General features: G+C 32.9%; 14 protein-coding genes. 6 read left to right on the top strand and 8 right to left on the bottom strand.

The genetic code is table 11. The features are described from left to right. Nucleotides 1-3: 3 nt before the first annotated feature. Complete coding sequence (locus N4A45_12675) at nucleotides 4-744, bottom strand: ABC transporter permease (protein MCT4666075.1); 741 nt, start codon at nucleotides 742-744, stop codon at nucleotides 4-6. 199 nt (nucleotides 745-943) lie between these two features. Here N4A45_12675 and N4A45_12670 point away from each other — a divergent pair, with 199 nt between their 5' ends. Next, nucleotides 944-2,008: a mannose-1-phosphate guanylyltransferase gene (locus N4A45_12670; GenBank protein MCT4666074.1), complete on the top strand. Its 1,065-nt coding sequence runs from the start codon at nucleotides 944-946 to the stop codon at nucleotides 2,006-2,008. A gap of 47 nt (nucleotides 2,009-2,055) precedes the next feature. Next, complete coding sequence (locus N4A45_12665; protein ID MCT4666073.1) at nucleotides 2,056-3,525, top strand: DUF389 domain-containing protein; 1,470 nt, start codon at nucleotides 2,056-2,058, stop codon at nucleotides 3,523-3,525. A gap of 76 nt (nucleotides 3,526-3,601) precedes the next feature. Here N4A45_12665 and N4A45_12660 read toward each other — a convergent pair whose 3' ends face one another. The 7 genes from N4A45_12660 to N4A45_12630 all read right to left on the bottom strand — a co-directional run bounded on the left by N4A45_12660 (nucleotide 3,602) and on the right by N4A45_12630 (nucleotide 10,311). Then, the gene (locus N4A45_12660; GenBank protein ID MCT4666072.1) at nucleotides 3,602-4,303 is read right to left on the bottom strand and encodes a hypothetical protein; all 702 of its coding nucleotides are present in this window, start codon (nucleotides 4,301-4,303) and stop codon (nucleotides 3,602-3,604) included. A 28-nt stretch (nucleotides 4,304-4,331) separates the two neighbouring features. Continuing rightward, nucleotides 4,332-5,702 carry a hypothetical protein gene (locus N4A45_12655; GenBank protein ID MCT4666071.1) on the bottom strand — a complete coding sequence of 457 codons (1,371 nt, stop codon included), beginning with the start codon at nucleotides 5,700-5,702 and terminating at the stop codon, nucleotides 4,332-4,334. A 212-nt stretch (nucleotides 5,703-5,914) separates the two neighbouring features. Then, the gene (locus N4A45_12650) at nucleotides 5,915-8,059 is read right to left on the bottom strand and encodes a S46 family peptidase (protein MCT4666070.1); all 2,145 of its coding nucleotides are present in this window, start codon (nucleotides 8,057-8,059) and stop codon (nucleotides 5,915-5,917) included. 42 nt (nucleotides 8,060-8,101) lie between these two features. Beyond that, on the bottom strand, nucleotides 8,102-8,866 hold the full coding sequence (locus N4A45_12645) for a DUF3050 domain-containing protein (GenBank protein ID MCT4666069.1): 765 nt from the start codon (nucleotides 8,864-8,866) through the stop codon (nucleotides 8,102-8,104). Nucleotides 8,867-9,075: 209 nt separating this feature from the next. After that, a complete protein-coding gene (locus N4A45_12640; protein MCT4666068.1) occupies nucleotides 9,076-9,555 on the bottom strand; it encodes a DUF2480 family protein in 480 nt (159 codons plus the stop codon). Between the two features lie 6 nt (nucleotides 9,556-9,561). Continuing rightward, nucleotides 9,562-9,882 carry an SUF system Fe-S cluster assembly protein gene (locus N4A45_12635; protein ID MCT4666067.1) on the bottom strand — a complete coding sequence of 107 codons (321 nt, stop codon included), beginning with the start codon at nucleotides 9,880-9,882 and terminating at the stop codon, nucleotides 9,562-9,564. 18 nt (nucleotides 9,883-9,900) lie between these two features. Continuing rightward, nucleotides 9,901-10,311, bottom strand: a complete 411-nt coding sequence (locus N4A45_12630; protein MCT4666066.1) for a SufE family protein — start codon at nucleotides 10,309-10,311, stop codon at nucleotides 9,901-9,903. A gap of 148 nt (nucleotides 10,312-10,459) precedes the next feature. Between N4A45_12630 and N4A45_12625 the strand changes: the two genes are divergently transcribed. The 4 genes from N4A45_12625 (at nucleotide 10,460) to N4A45_12610 (ending at nucleotide 15,238) form a co-directional block, all read left to right on the top strand. Further along, entirely contained in the window at nucleotides 10,460-11,356 is an 897-nt protein-coding gene (locus N4A45_12625) for a DMT family transporter (GenBank protein MCT4666065.1), read from the top strand. 34 nt (nucleotides 11,357-11,390) lie between these two features. After that, entirely contained in the window at nucleotides 11,391-12,029 is a 639-nt protein-coding gene (locus N4A45_12620) for a DUF4230 domain-containing protein (protein MCT4666064.1), read from the top strand. Then, the gene (locus N4A45_12615) at nucleotides 12,019-12,546 is read left to right on the top strand and encodes a hypothetical protein (protein ID MCT4666063.1); all 528 of its coding nucleotides are present in this window, start codon (nucleotides 12,019-12,021) and stop codon (nucleotides 12,544-12,546) included. Before N4A45_12620 ends, N4A45_12615 begins: the two co-directional genes overlap by 11 nt. Before the next feature lie 220 nt (nucleotides 12,547-12,766). Next, a complete protein-coding gene (locus N4A45_12610) occupies nucleotides 12,767-15,238 on the top strand; it encodes a DUF5686 and carboxypeptidase regulatory-like domain-containing protein (protein MCT4666062.1) in 2,472 nt (823 codons plus the stop codon). Nucleotides 15,239-15,240 lie beyond the last annotated feature (2 nt).

The raw sequence follows: 15,240 nt of genomic DNA, 5'->3' as shown, positions 1-15,240 counted from the left end.
AGTTTATCCCAAGAAAATATTAGTGATAATCAAATTAAACAAAATAATGACGATACTGGTATTGACTACTGCTTTAGTACTCGATTTTCCTATTCCTAAAGCACCACCAGAAGTATAGTATCCATAATAGGCAGGAATTGTAGCAATTAAGAAAGCAAAGAACACTGTTTTTATGAATGAATAATACACTTTCACCTCTTCGAACTGAAATGTAATCCCTTCTAAAAATGCAGCTTCAGGAACAATTCCTGTGGTAATTACTGCCAACCAGCCTCCTACCATCCCAAAGGTAATACTGAGGATGATAATAAAAGGATTAATCACAACCAATGCAATTATTTTAGGAAAAATAAGATATCCCGCAGAGTTGATCCCCATAATTTCTAGTGCATCTATCTGCTCGCTTATTCTCATAGTTCCTATTCCCGAAGCAATATTGGAGCCTATTTTCCCTGCAAGTAATAAACTAATTATCGTAGGTGAAAACTCCAAAATCATCGATTCTCTTGTTGCGAAACCTACCAAATACTTTGGTATCAAAGGATTATCGATATTCGATGCAGTTTGAAGCGCTAGTACAGCACCCACAAACAAAGAAATAAACAAAACAAATGGTAAGGAACGAATTCCAAGCTCATACATTTCATAAATAATCTGCTGATAATACACACGTTTTTTCTCGGCTGGTGCAAAAGCCCTTCTGATCAAGATACTATATCTTCCTATTTCCCCTAACAATTTCATAAAGCTAACTTTCGTATTCCTATGGTTGTTTTTGTTATATTTGTTTGCTAAATTTCAAAGTTATGAACAAAAAATCAATCGTAAGGTTTTTTTCGATATTCACACTAATGATTCTTCTAATGGCATCATGCAAAGTAAGTGATTGTGGGTGCCCTGGAACAGCAACTGAAGTAGAAAAAAATAATACGGAGAAAAATATATGCTAAAAAACAATTTGTACGGTTTAATCTTGGCAGGAGGAGTAGGATCTCGTCTGTGGCCAATAAGCACCAAAAATTGCCCAAAACAATTTGTAGATGTTTTAGGTGACAAGGAATCTTTGATTCAAAAAACCTACAACAGACTCGATAAATTTGTGGAAGCGGATCAGATCTGTTTTCTGACAAACGAAAATTATACTTCGCAAATTATCTCAAGCTTAAACCTCAACAATAAAAAGACCATTTTTGAGGAACCCACTATGCGAAATACTGCACCTGCTTTGGCCTTGGCATCTTATAAGATTTTCAAAAAAGATCCAAATGCTATTTTGCTCATTTGCCCTTCTGACCAGCTTATACTGAATGAAAAGGCGTTTGAAAATGCGGTAAATCTTGCAGTAAATCATCTTCAAAACAACGAGGATTTAGTTACTTTGGGGATTCAACCAGATCATCCAAATACGGGATATGGCTATATCAATTATAGCTCGGAAACCTTTGGGATTGCTGATGTAATAAAATTTACAGAAAAACCTAATGAGCAAAAAGCACAAGAATTTCTAGAATCTGGAAATTATCTTTGGAATGCGGGAATTTTCCTTTGGAAAGCCTCCTATTTTGTTTCTTTGGTGGAAGCTTATTTACCAGAAATAGCTCAATCTTTTCAAGAGAATATGGACAAGCTTAATACTGATGCCGAAAAAGACTATTTAGCAGAAGCTTATCCAAAATTTGAAAATATTTCTGTGGATTATGCCATTTTGGAAAAATGTGATAATGTGAAAGTCATTCCTGTTGATATGAATTGGGATGATTTAGGAACTTTTCGAGCGATTGAAGCACATGTAGCATCAAAAGACGGAAACAATACGGTAATTAACACCAAAAGATTCCAGAGCGAAAAAGCCGAAAATAATTTTGTATTTTTAGATCATCAAGAAGATGTTCTTTTAGTAGATGTAAAAGATTTGGCCATTTTAAAGGGGAACGGAAAACTCGTTATTACTTCCAAAGAAAAACTGGCTGATCTAAAAAATATCGCTAAAAAATACGATATGAATTAAACCTTCGTCTTTAATAAAAGATGAAAGATTAAAATAATAATACAAAGATGGAAAACCTTCCTGAAGAAGAAAAAAAATTAGAAAAAATATCAGACGAAAAACAAAAAGAATCTGCGGAAGCGGCAAAACAATCCTACCGCAGTTTTCTTACCAATATCGTGGAATATTTTCGAGAATTATTAAATCTTAATCTTGGAGCGGATAAAGTAGCCACTATTGAGCGGATTAAAAGTGATATTGATTTTAAAGGTGCCACAGTTTGGATTCTAATAACGTCTATCTTTGTTGCTTCTATTGGATTAAACTTAAATTCCACAGCAGTAGTTATTGGAGCCATGCTTATTTCTCCATTAATGGGGCCTATTTTGGGAATCGGACTCTCTGTAGGAATCAATGACTGGGGAACTTTAAAAAGATCGTTAAGAAACTTTGGTATTGCCACATTAGTTTCTATTATTACCGCTACGGTGTTTTTTACCATCACTCCTTTTAAGGAAGGAAGTTCTGAACTCTTAGGGAGAACCTCTCCTCATTTTTATGATGCTCTGATTGCCTTCTTTGGTGGTATTGCAGGGATTATTGGCGTAAGCCGAAAAGAAAAAACTAATGTGATACCTGGAGTAGCCATTGCTACCGCTTTAATGCCTCCTTTGTGTACCGCAGGTTTTGGTTTGGCTACTGGTGAATGGAGATACTTTCTAGGGGCATTTTATCTGTATTTTTTAAATGCTTTCTTTATTGCTCTTGCCACTTTTCTGATTGTAAGACTCTTACGAATCCCAATCACTACTTTTATTGATCCAAAAAAGGAAAAGCAATTTAAGCGTTATATTGCTATCTCTACTCTTTTGATTGTGCTACCAAGTAGTTACCTTTTTTATCAAGTAATGCAAGAATCCTTAATGGAATCTGCGGCAAATCAGTTTGTAGTTGAAGAAATAGAATATGAAGGTGCAGGAATTGCTAGTACGACCTTTAATTACGAAAGAGAAGGACAATCTGTTCTAGATGTTGTTTTGTTCGGAAATCCAGTACCTAGAGGAGTTATAAAAAAGTGGAAAAAAGATCTTGCAAAAGAATATTCTGAAGCTGAATTAAGACTCAATATCATTCAATCGAAAGATATTTCAGCAGATATCAAAGAGTTTAAAGGAAAGTTAGAGTCTGTAAAAGCAGATTTATATAAGGACCTACAAGAAGAAACTCTTGCGAAACTGAAAGCCAGAGAAAAAGAGATTGAAACCTTAAAGGAAAAACTTGCTAAATATGAAAGCGAAGAAGTACCTTTTAGTAATATCTCAAAAGAACTACAAGTAATAGAACCTCAAGTAATCTCTATTGCTTATGGTAAAATGATAAACGATTCTGATTTTGAAACAAAAATCCTCACGTTTGTTGTGAATACTTCTATTGAGGAGGTAGAAACGATTCCTAGTATAAAAGAGAAAATTGAGAAATGGTTGAAAGCTCGAGTTGGCTCAGATCATATTCAAGTTATTTTGCATAATAGTATTTAATTATCAATAAAGTCTCGTGTATTCAAAAACACGAGACTTTATTTTTATATCTACTCGATAGTCGTTTTTGTAATACCTAGTCTTCTTTTAAATAGAGTTCTAATTTTTTCATAATTATTAGAAATTCTCTATCAAAAAATTGAGCCGCATTTACTTTTTTACTCCCATACTTTGTGGTTATAGTATATTCGTATTCATTCGTTGAATCCCAAAGAATCCTAGGTGAATATGCTTTTATTTTCATCTCAAAAATCATCAATCTTTTAAGATCCATTTCACTTAGTGCTTTTTTCTTAACAAATTTATTATTCTTCAAAAACGACCCTATGATTCGGTCTTCTTTATAACTAATATTTAGTTGGTAATTCGTACTACCAAAACAGCCTATTTCATCGTATTCAAACTGAACATTTTCTTTGGCGTCTATACTTTCTTTCACCCATGAAGAATCTAAAGAATAAACAAAATCTGGACTCGAAAAAAACTTCATTATCGATCGCTCATTCATTTTATATGACAGCTTCTCACTTTGCTTAAAACTATTCCATATTCTAAAAGAAATAACAGAATCTGTTGTTGAAAATAAATAAATTGGATCTTCAAATCCATAAGGATGACGTATAACTTGCATTTCTCCATTATACACGGTATCTATATGAAAACTATGACCATCTAGCAAATAAGAACCTCTTCTGTCATATCTCATAGCTAAAACATCTTGAGCAATTAAGGGAAAAATCCCTGACAATGATAAAAGAAGAATAAAATACTTTTTCATATTCTAAAGAATTGTAGATCTACAAATTTTAAGCAAAAATCCATGAGTCGTTAATATAGGAGTTCAATAGAAAACTTGTCCATAACACATTTGCAAAAAGCAAAAGCAATAAGCTGAATTTGTACCAATTTTCATTTTTACGTTCTTGAAATATCCAAAACGCAAGAATAGCAACAATTTGAAAACCACCAAAATATGAATAATTCCATTCCTGAGCGTAGGGTAAATGATCCAATAAATATATTGAATAACCGACTAAAAAACCGAAAATCGATAACTGTATGAACTTAGGGATCTTTTTCCAATATCCAAAACCGATAAATAACCAAATAAAAGTAAAAGGAGAATTGAGTATAAATCGGTACAAACCTTGAAGCCCTCCACCTCTAAACAACATTACAAACAAAACGGTCCCAATGCTATAAACTATGGAAAGGAGTAATAGATAATCTTTTTTGCAATGATAGTTCAGGATTTTTATTTGCCCTTTCGAAAACTGATTCCATAACCAGAATATTACACTAGCAAAAAACGGAACAAATAACACAAATAATATTACAATATCCATAGCAAAACCTTCGTGAGACCAATCACTAATTTCTTCAGGAATTCTAAATTCATTTTTCCAATATGCCTGTACCTCTACAAATGAAAACCACTTGGGACTATCATACAAACGCTGAATAAGCATCACTAAAAAAGTTCCAAAAAACAATGGAATAATCTTCAGAAAAGTATTTTTGAAAAAGGTTTTAAGCTTTAGATGACTAATATAGAAGAAAAACTCTACGCAAATAAGTGCCAATACCAAAAATGTAAATGAAGGTCTTGCCATCGCAACACCTGTCATACCAAAAAAATACAACCAGTATTTATCTCTATACAAACCTATTATACCAATAGTTCCCATAAGCAGAAAGGTCGATTCTGTATAAGGAATTAAGAAATTAATCATACTTGGCAGCAGTACCGATAATACTAGATAAAACCAATGATCTTTTTCCGGCACTAATAAACGTATTAATAGGAAAATTGATATTGCAAATAAAAAGTAGTTTAGAAACACTACTCCAATACCTGTAAGACCCGAAGCTTTCCAAATAAGAGGGAATAAAGGGAAAAATGCGAAAATATAATCATCTTTATCACTGCGATCAAACGAATATTGATATCCATTTTCTTTTATTCTTTGATAATGAACGGCATCCCATTGAATAATATTCCTTTTCGTAATAGAAGAAAAGGGCTTATGAACTAATTTCCTATTCCCCTCTATGTTTTCATAGTTATCACTAATTTTTCCAAAGCTATTAGTATATATCTTTTCGTTTTGAAGGATTTTGAATACTCCAAAAAGAACTACGATAAACAACACAAAAAACAACACATACTTTTTCATTCAGTACAATTTTAGAATTAGTAAATATAATGCAATAGACTTCAATATTCAAATCTTAAATTCTAAACACCTGATAAACCTAAAATATTTCAAATAATAAACTAATCAAAACGAATAACGGCTGAATATCTGAACTTGAAAATTTACCAAAATAAAAATACCTCTTTAGCAAATTGCCGAAGAGGTATTTCAAAAAGTTATTCTAATCTGACTTATTTTACTAATGTCATTTCATCTACGATATGTCCTGCACCCGAGAATTTGTCGATTACCCAAAGTACATAACGAATATCTACTGATATCGTTCTTTGAAGGTTTGTTTCAAAAGCGATATCTCCACTCATGGCTTCCCAGTTTCCATCAAAAGCACAACCGATAAGCTCTCCGTTTCCGTTGATTACTGGTGACCCCGAGTTTCCTCCTGTTATATCGTTATTGGAAGTAAAACAGATATGTAGTTTACCATCAGCATCGGCATACTGTCCATAGTCTTTTGCTTTGTGTAAATCTACCATTTTCTGTGGCACCACAAACTCAGGATTGCTGTTATCCATTTTCTCAATCAATCCTTCCATAGTCGTAAAGTAGTTATAGTGAACTGCATCTTGTGGGTAATAGTCTTGAACAGTTCCATAAGTACATCTCATGGTAAAATTAGCATTAGGATAATAGTTCTTCTTTGCATCCATTTTTCTTAATCCGTCTACAAAAAGACGTGTGGCTCTTTCACTTTTTTCTAGTGCTTTTGCTTCTTTTTCACTCAAGTTTTGGTACACAGTAAAAACAGAATTTTGAATTTTATAGAAAGGATCTTTTTTAAGTTTTTTCAAACTTGGATCTTTTACAAAGTCTTTCAACTTGGCAGCATCTGCAAACATGGTTTTTTTATAGGCTTTTTTAGCATATTTTTCAAAACCTCCACATTTTACTTTCTGGAAAAAGTCTGGTTTCATAGCTGAATCTGCAATGTCATTGTCATACTTTTTCATCAAGGTAATAAATAATTCCTTGTCTGTTGCTGGGTCATAATCTTTGAAGAAATCGTCAATTTGCTTATCCATTGAAGCCAACACCATCGGTTTAGCTTTTTCGTTTCCTTCTTTTAGAGCATATTCTAGAGTTTTACTCATTCTTAAAGCAAACAATACCATGTCTGAACCTGTAAGTGCTGCCTCACGTGCATATACGCTAGGTTTTACAAATGGCTCGTTGTTTTCGTAAGCATTTTTAATATCATGCAAAATGGCATTATAGCGAGATCTTTCATGCTGTTTTGCCATTCTCCATTCTCTAAAATTATTCTCGATTTCTTGTTTTTTCTCAAAAACGTTTAGTCTTTTCAGTCCCTTTGTTTGCCCAATAAAGTATTTCCAGTAATTGGCAACATTGGCATATTTAGAGGAATACTGAATTCTTACTTTATCTGAAGCTGCCATATGCTTGTCTAGCACATCAAGTTTTGTTCTTCTAATATCTACAATAGTAGGATTATGAACTTCTATAGCTTGTTTTACTCCATAAGATGTTAAGTAACGATCTGTAGATCCTGGATATCCCCATATCATAGAAAAATCACCTTTCTTTACTCCTTTCATAGAAATAGGAAGATGATGTTTAGGTTCTAATGGAATATTTTCCGTTGAATAATGTGCTGGCGAACCATCTGGTGCTGCATATACACGAAACAATGAGAAATCTCCTGTTTGTCTTGGCCACATCCAGTTGTCTGTATCTCCTCCATACTTTCCGATAGATTGTGGAGGGGTTCCTACAAGTCTTACATCATTATATCTTTGGTAAGTAAACATATAGTATTCATTTCCATCAAAAAATGATTTGATTTTTACGATATATTTTCCTCCTTCACTTTTTGCTTGTTGTTTAGATTGGATTCTCTCAGAAATTTTCTTCGCTCTTTCTTCTTCGCTGGTATTGTCATTGATTCCTGATAGGATATCTTTAGTGACATCATCCATTCTTACTAAGAAATCTACAAAAAGTCCTTCATTTGGCTTTTCTTCTCCGTGATTTTGAGCCCAAAAACCATTATCCAAAATATTTTTTTCTGGTGCTCCTTCCTCTACTACAGAATGTGTTTGAATAGCATCATATCCACAGTGGTGATTTGTAAGAACAAGACCTTGACTTGAGATAATTTCTCCTGTACAAAATCCTCCAAAGCTTACGATAGCATCTTTAAGGCTAGAATTATTAATGTCATACAATTGTTCTGGGGTTAATTGAAGTCCCAAACGTTGCATTTCTTCCATGTTTTTGTTTAAAAACATTGGCAACCACATTCCTTCATCTGCTTTTGCAGAAGATGGAATCAAACTCAAGGCTACTACCGCAGCCATAATCCATTTTTTTATCATAGGTATTTTTAGATGTTTTCTGTTTTAAACCAAATTTATCATTTTTTCCTCAATAGCCGTCCAAAGTTTCGCTCTTTGAATCAGACATTCTTTCGCAACCACCTCAGCCTCTTGCCATTTTATCTTTTTATTTTCACAAACCATTTCAAGCATTTGCTCTGAAAGTGGCCCATGATGATCTCCGTCTAATTCGATATGTCTATCTAAATAATATTTTAATGCATCAAACTTATCTGGAAACCTGTCTGCCAATTGATTCACAATCTCATGAAACATATCTGGTATCAAATCTTCTCGCCCGATGGCAAATGCTGAAACTATTTTGTGTGGATCATTGCTTTCCACAATATCAAAAGTAGTAGATAAAAAGTCTTGTACTACTTTGTTTTCTAAATGCGAGATGGCATCTCTAACTCCATTTTCTCTTACTTGTTCAATAAATTGATGCATGAAAGACGTTTCAATCCCTAAAGTTTCCATGGCCTCTAAATACATCTCAAAATGAGACTTGTAGTTTCCATGTCGGTCTTGATCACTTTCTTCTTCCAAAACTATTTCATTGATAAACCTACGCATTTCTGCATTCTTGGTGGGTAACCATGGGGTATCTACACAAGTGAATTGTTTTTGTAAAGATTTCAAGAGCGACATAAAATCCCATACGGCAAACACATGAAGCTTCATTAATTCTTGAACCTGTTCCACGCTAGAAATTGCGCCATAAACAGGATGATTAATTATCGCTTCTCGCTCTGAAAAAATATTTTGTTTTAATTCTGAAATAGACATACTTTTAGTTGTTGGTAGTTGGTAGTTGGTAGTTGGTAGTTGGTTAATAATACCGTCTATGGAGTTAATGTACCTTTTTTTGCTCAAAAAAATAAAGTTGATTAAACCTTAGATTTTCATCTTCGCTTGATCAACTTATTTTATAAATTATTCAGACAATTTTCTTATACTTACTGCTAATTAACTCCACAAAAAGGTATGGAATGGTGTTATAAAGGCACTTGAGAACAAAGCTCGCCATAGCTCAGTTTTTTGGCAATTTTGGAGAGTTTTAGTGTAACCAAAACATAGGATTCTTGTGGTATTTCTTTATCACTACACCCTCTTAATAACACACGTTTATTTTCAAACTTTTCCCATTCAATTTGAGACAGTTCATGAGCAATATATTGCTGAGCAAAATCTAAATTTGATTCTGCAATGGCTACAAAATTGGCTTTTTTAGCAATTAAATTGGCTACAAATGGAAATACCCATGCAGGAATAATGGCATCAACACTGCAAAATAATCTCACATTTTTTCCTTCTAAAATAGAGCAGTCAAAGTCCTTAAGCGTCTTCCTAAATTCTTTTTCTTTCACCGCAATACCTTTGTAGAGAAATGAAGCGATATCGAATTCTTGAATATTCTTTGGATAGTAATCTGAAAGATCAAATTCAATAATTCTTCTGTCCTGTGGTTCTTCCATAATAGCTTACATAAAACCGAGTTCCAGTTGAGCCTCTTCACTCATCATTGATTTATCCCAAGGCGGATCAAATACAATTTCTACACGGCAATTCTCAACTTCTGGCAATTCTTTTACTTTATCTTGCACTTCCACGGGCAAGGTTTCGGCAACTGGACAATTTGGTGAAGTAAGTGTCATTTCTATTTCTATATCTCCTTCATCAGAAACTTTTACATCATAAATAAGTCCCAGTTCATAAATATCCACAGGGATTTCGGGGTCATAAATTGTGTGTAATACTTCTATCACTCGCTCCCCTATTCTTTGCATTTCTTCTTCGGTCATAATCTTTTTTTGGTTGGTTTAAGCGTATTTTTTGGCAATCTCAGAGATTTTGTTGATCATAGAAACCAGTCCGTTTGCTCGAGTCATAGAAAGGTGTTCTTTTAATCCTATTTTCTCAACAAAATACAGTGGTGATTCAGCAATTTCCTTTGCAGATTTCCCATTTACAGATCTCAAAAGTACCGCTATAATTCCTTTGGTTATAATGGCGTCACTATCGGCAGAAAAGTGAATATTACCTTCATTTTCCTCGGCATGAAGCCACACTTGGGATTGGCATCCTTTTATTAAGTTCTCTTCTGTTTGATTTTCTTTTTCCATTGCTGGAAGTTCTTTTCCAAGATCAATGATGTACTCATACTTTTCCATCCAATCTTCAAAAAAAGAAAACTCATCGATCAACTCATCTTGTATTTGATTGATAGTCATTTTCTCATGGTTTTTTGGTGCTCACAAATTTACTCAAAATAGCACAAAAGATACCATTTAGAAACCTTTTTATCTACCCGAGTTTTTGTAGAATGAAAAGAATCACAAAATATTCTTCTATTTTTGTTTTTCAACTCAGAATTTTGGAATGAAAAACTTGATTAAAAAGTATCGATTTTTTCTACTATTACATCTTACAGTTCTCATCTGGGGGTTTACAGGTGTTTTAGGAAAATTGATCTCCGTAGGTGCCATTCAAACCACTGCCTTTAGAACGGGTATTGCGTTTTTGAGTCTATTGCTGTTTCAGCTTTATTCAAAAAAGAGGCAGTTTCCTGAAACAAAAAAAATGATCCAATATCTTGGTATTGGGTGTTTGATAGGTTTGCATTGGTATGCTTTTTTTGAATCTATAGAAGTTTCCAATGTTTCTATAGCGCTCACCTGCTTGGCATCTGCAAGTTTATTTGTCTCCATTTTAGATCCGCTGATCAATAAAACATCTATTAAGCTCTATGAACTTATTTTAGGAATCGTAGTAATCATCGGTATTTCCATCATTTTTAGTTTTGAAAGCGAGTTTGCTTGGGGAATTATTTTAGGTTTAATCACGGCTTTTCTTGGAGCATTATTTACCATCATCAACGGAAGACTAATTGCAAGAGGTGACAACTCTGTAACCATCACATTATATGAAATGTTGGGTGCTTTGGGCGTAGTTATTTTCTTTAGTTTCTTTAGAGATGGGCATTCTTGGCAATGGGATTTACCTATTAACGACTGGGTTTATTTATTGATTTTGGGAACTGTTTGTACTGCATTTGCATTTATGTTGGGTATTTATGTAATGAAGGAAATTTCGCCTTTCACACTCACTATTAGCGTGAATTTAGAACCCATTTACGCCATTATTTTGGCCTTAATTCTTTTTGGAGAAGAGGAAGTAATGACTAAGGAATTCTATTTCGGAGGAATCATCATCTTAGGCTCAATTTTTGCCAATGCTCTCATAAAATCAAAAATTAACAAGAAGAAAAAAGTCTAAATTTTCTCTTTTCTTCATCTGAATAAAAAATCTTATGATTACCACTATTTTCCTCATATTGCTCTCCATCCTTTTTGGTTCGTTTATGGTTTATTTTTGGTTCTACAAAAAGAATAAAATACGTGTAGAACAAGAAGCGTCTGTATTGCTAGAGCAAACCAAAAGAGTTTGTAAAATGATTTTGGTGGAAGGTGAATTTCAAGAAATTATAGACACAAGAGAAGAGCAAAAAGCAATGTTCAACTTTCTTACCCAAAGCAGAAAAGCACTTTTAATTGTAAAAGGGAAAGCTTTTGTAGGTATCGATTTAGCCAAGGCAAAAATTGAGGTAAACAAAGAGCATAAAACTATTTCTATAAGCACCATACCCGAACCTGAAATTATCTCCTTAGAAACTGATGTAAACTACTACGATATTCAAGATAGTATATTCTTAAAATACTCAGAACAAGACCTCAACGAACTTCAAGCTAAAGCTAAAATAATTCTGAAAGAAAAAGTTACAGAATCTCACCTTCCTACTCTAGCAATAGATCAAACAAAAGAAATGTTTCTTCTGCTTCAAGAAAGTTCTAAAATATTGGGATGGAAAATAGCGTATCAAAATAAAGATTTAAAGATGATTGAGAAAATAGAAAACACCGAAAATAATTTGGGAAAATATGAAAAATAATCTTTTGTTGTTTTTTTCCATATTTTTCATTTCTTTTTCACATGGACAAGACAAAAGATATGACTTTATTAATCAAAAACTTGAATCAGACTCGTTATTAGAATCCATACTACAATTAAAACCTATTAACCTAGACACCTCAGAAGTACTTGAGCATCTTCTTTTTGAACTATTTATGTCTATAAAAGAAAAAAATAACGATAAATGGATCGATTTACACAAACAATTACATAAATCAAATATAAAAAATCAAGTAATACACAACAACTCCATAAAACGCTTTAAGAGAAGACATCTTCATAAAAATCAGATAAAAAATAATCTTTTTCGAAAAAGCAAATTCGGAACATTATACCTTTCCTTCCCTATTTTATTTAAGATTAAAAATCAAGAATATGCCTATATAGAAATTTCAATAATTAATGCACCATTATTTGGTCAAGGCTATTATGAAATTTATAAAAAAACACAAGGGAAATGGAAAATGATTACTCAAAGAATGACCTGGATGAGTTGATTGCTTAAATCACCAATATTTTCAACCTTCAGGCAAAAATGTTACAATCCATATAAATACCAAAATCACCACTTACACGATAAAATTGCATTTCACACAAAATTTAAGACTACTTATCATATTAATTTAAAGTTAACAAATTGTTGTCTTAATTTAGCACCGTGAATAGTCACATTCAATTCAGAAGTTTAATAGTTATAGCCTTCGAAAGAACATATAAATGGTGAAGAGTAATTTGATTAGTAAAAATTGGTTGTTAATTCTAAGTTTTATCTTGTTGTTAACTCCTATGTATGGGCAAAAAAAGCATCTATCAGGTAAGATTGTAGACTCTCAAACAGGTGAAGAACTCATTGGGGTAAATGTTGTGGTAAAAAACTCAACCAAAGGTACTTCAACTGATCTTGATGGAAAATTTGAACTTTCTCTAAAAAAAGTAAAAAAAAGAGACACACTTGAAGTTTCTTATATAGGGTACGAAACAAAGCAATACCTAATAAAAACCCTTCCAAAATTTCTTTTAGTTAAGCTCAAAGAAGAAGAAAACACACTCACCGAAATTATTCTCACTCCTGATTTTAGTCAAGAAGAACTCTTAATGGATCAAGTGATTGAAAATAAAAAGAAAAATAACCCAGAAAATACCCAAAACATCAAACTATTAGAAACCGAAAAAACTTCTGTTTTACTCTCTAATATTGATGAAGAAACAAAAAAACATAAGCGCTATAAAAATAGCCAAGGTGCTTTTATTAAAAACAAAAAAAAGGGTACCTATATGTTGCCCATCATGTTTACGGAAGAACTGTATGATTACCAAAAAACAGATGGCGACGAAACTCGTAAACTCATAAAAAAAGACAAAAAGACTGTTTTAGAAAATACCGACGGATTCATTAGTGATGTTGTAGGAAATAAAGTTGCAGACAACCTAAACTTTTACCATAACCTTGTCTATATTTTTGACAAAGCCTTTCCGAGTCCTGTTTCTTCTTCTTGGAAACTGCACTATGAAATGTATATAACTGATAGTACAAAAAATGATGATTCCTCCACCTCTTATAAAATGGAATATTATCCAAAAAACAGAATGAATCCTGTTTTTGAAGGAGAGTTTTGGATCAATAATAAAACTTACGCCATAGAGAACATCACGGCTGTTATTCCTGTATCGGCAAATGTAAACTTCATTCACGATTATTCTGTGGCTTATTCTTATGCTCAGAATAAAGCAAAAAAATGGTTTTTATCCAATATCAATACTTACGCAACACTCTCTATTAGCAAAGATCAAGAAAGTAGAAAATTTCAAATGCAAAAAGAAGTTTCTTTTCAAGAACCAAGAGAAAAAGGAGCACCATTGAATATTCTGAGTACGAATAATAAAAAACTCGAGCATCTACTTTCTCGAGATACTTTAATCTCTGCTGCAAACCAAGACCAAGTATTAGCTGGAATTACCTCACTGAAAGACAATCAATATTTCAAAACAATTGACAGACTGGCTGGAATGACTATTTCTGGTTATTATGAAGCAAATAAAATAGATATCGGACCCTATTTTGATATGTTCTACAGAAATGCCATAGAAGACGTAAGAATAAACGTTCCCATAAGAACCTCGAAAAATTTTAGTGAAAACTTCAGTATTGGTGGGTATTTGGGATATGGAACAAGAGATAAAGAATTTAAATGGGGAGGTAATTTTGCCTTGCTTCTCTCAAAAGAAAAAAGATCTGTACTAAAAATAAAGTATAAAGATGATTACACAGATTTAGCCAGAAACCCTTTTTTAGAATTTATTCAAGAAAACCCCTATTCTCAAGGTGGAGGAAATGTACTCTCTATGCTTCAGTTTAATAATTTCAACGAATATCTTCTTCGAGAAAAATATTTAGGAATCGACCTTTCTAGAGAATTCAATCCATATTTCAAAATCCTGATGAGAACAAAACTCAGAAGATTTTCGGGGAATCCGTTTAATCCTATTAGAAAAGCAGGGAAAAACCTCGACTATTTAGATAACCGAAGTGTGATGTTTGACTTTAGATACTCTAAAGACACCGATTTTGACCAACAGTTCTTTAATAGACTCTATTTTGGAGGAGTAAAGCCTGTTTATCATTTTATATCAGAAATAGGAAACACAAAACTCCCTGATGGAAGCACTGCAAACTATGCCCACCTCAACGCCAGTTTTAAAAAAGTGTTTTACTTAGAAACCATCAAGTTTCAAACTTATTTTGATGTGGGTAAAATCTTCGGAAAAGTTCCTTATAATTTAATGTATAACCCACAGTCTCTACAAGGTTTTGCTGCAGGAAGATATGTTTATAATTTATTAGATAATTATTCACTCTCTGCTACTACATACAGTAATTTACATATCAATATGAATGGTGGAGGTGTGTTATTCAATAAAATCCCTTTACTAAGAAAACTCAAAATTAGAGAAGCGGCTTCATTTAAAATGTTCTATGGACAGTTAGACCAAAATGCAAATGCGGTAATTGATGCACATCCGAACCTAAACAAGCCACAAAACGAACCTTATATGGAAATAGGTATTGGTGTGAGTAATATCTTCAAAGTATTGAGATTAGAATATGTTACAAGACTCAATAAAGGTCCTTTCTATAAGCAATTAGGAAGAAGATCCGCCTTAAAATTAAGAATAGAAGTGAGTTTTTAAGC

The sequence above is a fragment of the Flavobacteriales bacterium genome (assembly GCA_025210805.1).
Taxonomy (GTDB): Bacteria; Bacteroidota; Bacteroidia; order Flavobacteriales; family CAJXXR01; genus JAOAQX01.
This window is presented reverse-complemented; position numbering and strand designations above follow the sequence as displayed.

Coding starts and splice junctions, on each gene's coding strand:
- N4A45_12675 (MCT4666075.1), bottom strand. CDS start 744: ATGAAATTGTTAGGGGAAATAGGAAGATATAGTATCTTGATCAGAAGG.
- N4A45_12670 (MCT4666074.1), top strand. CDS start 944: ATGCTAAAAAACAATTTGTACGGTTTAATCTTGGCAGGAGGAGTAGGA.
- N4A45_12665 (MCT4666073.1), top strand. CDS start 2,056: ATGGAAAACCTTCCTGAAGAAGAAAAAAAATTAGAAAAAATATCAGAC.
- N4A45_12660 (MCT4666072.1), bottom strand. CDS start 4,303: ATGAAAAAGTATTTTATTCTTCTTTTATCATTGTCAGGGATTTTTCCC.
- N4A45_12655 (MCT4666071.1), bottom strand. CDS start 5,702: ATGAAAAAGTATGTGTTGTTTTTTGTGTTGTTTATCGTAGTTCTTTTT.
- N4A45_12650 (MCT4666070.1), bottom strand. CDS start 8,059: ATGGCTGCGGTAGTAGCCTTGAGTTTGATTCCATCTTCTGCAAAAGCA.
- N4A45_12645 (MCT4666069.1), bottom strand. CDS start 8,866: ATGTCTATTTCAGAATTAAAACAAAATATTTTTTCAGAGCGAGAAGCG.
- N4A45_12640 (MCT4666068.1), bottom strand. CDS start 9,555: ATGGAAGAACCACAGGACAGAAGAATTATTGAATTTGATCTTTCAGAT.
- N4A45_12635 (MCT4666067.1), bottom strand. CDS start 9,882: ATGACCGAAGAAGAAATGCAAAGAATAGGGGAGCGAGTGATAGAAGTA.
- N4A45_12630 (MCT4666066.1), bottom strand. CDS start 10,311: ATGACTATCAATCAAATACAAGATGAGTTGATCGATGAGTTTTCTTTT.
- N4A45_12625 (MCT4666065.1), top strand. CDS start 10,460: ATGAAAAACTTGATTAAAAAGTATCGATTTTTTCTACTATTACATCTT.
- N4A45_12620 (MCT4666064.1), top strand. CDS start 11,391: ATGATTACCACTATTTTCCTCATATTGCTCTCCATCCTTTTTGGTTCG.
- N4A45_12615 (MCT4666063.1), top strand. CDS start 12,019: ATGAAAAATAATCTTTTGTTGTTTTTTTCCATATTTTTCATTTCTTTT.
- N4A45_12610 (MCT4666062.1), top strand. CDS start 12,767: ATGGTGAAGAGTAATTTGATTAGTAAAAATTGGTTGTTAATTCTAAGT.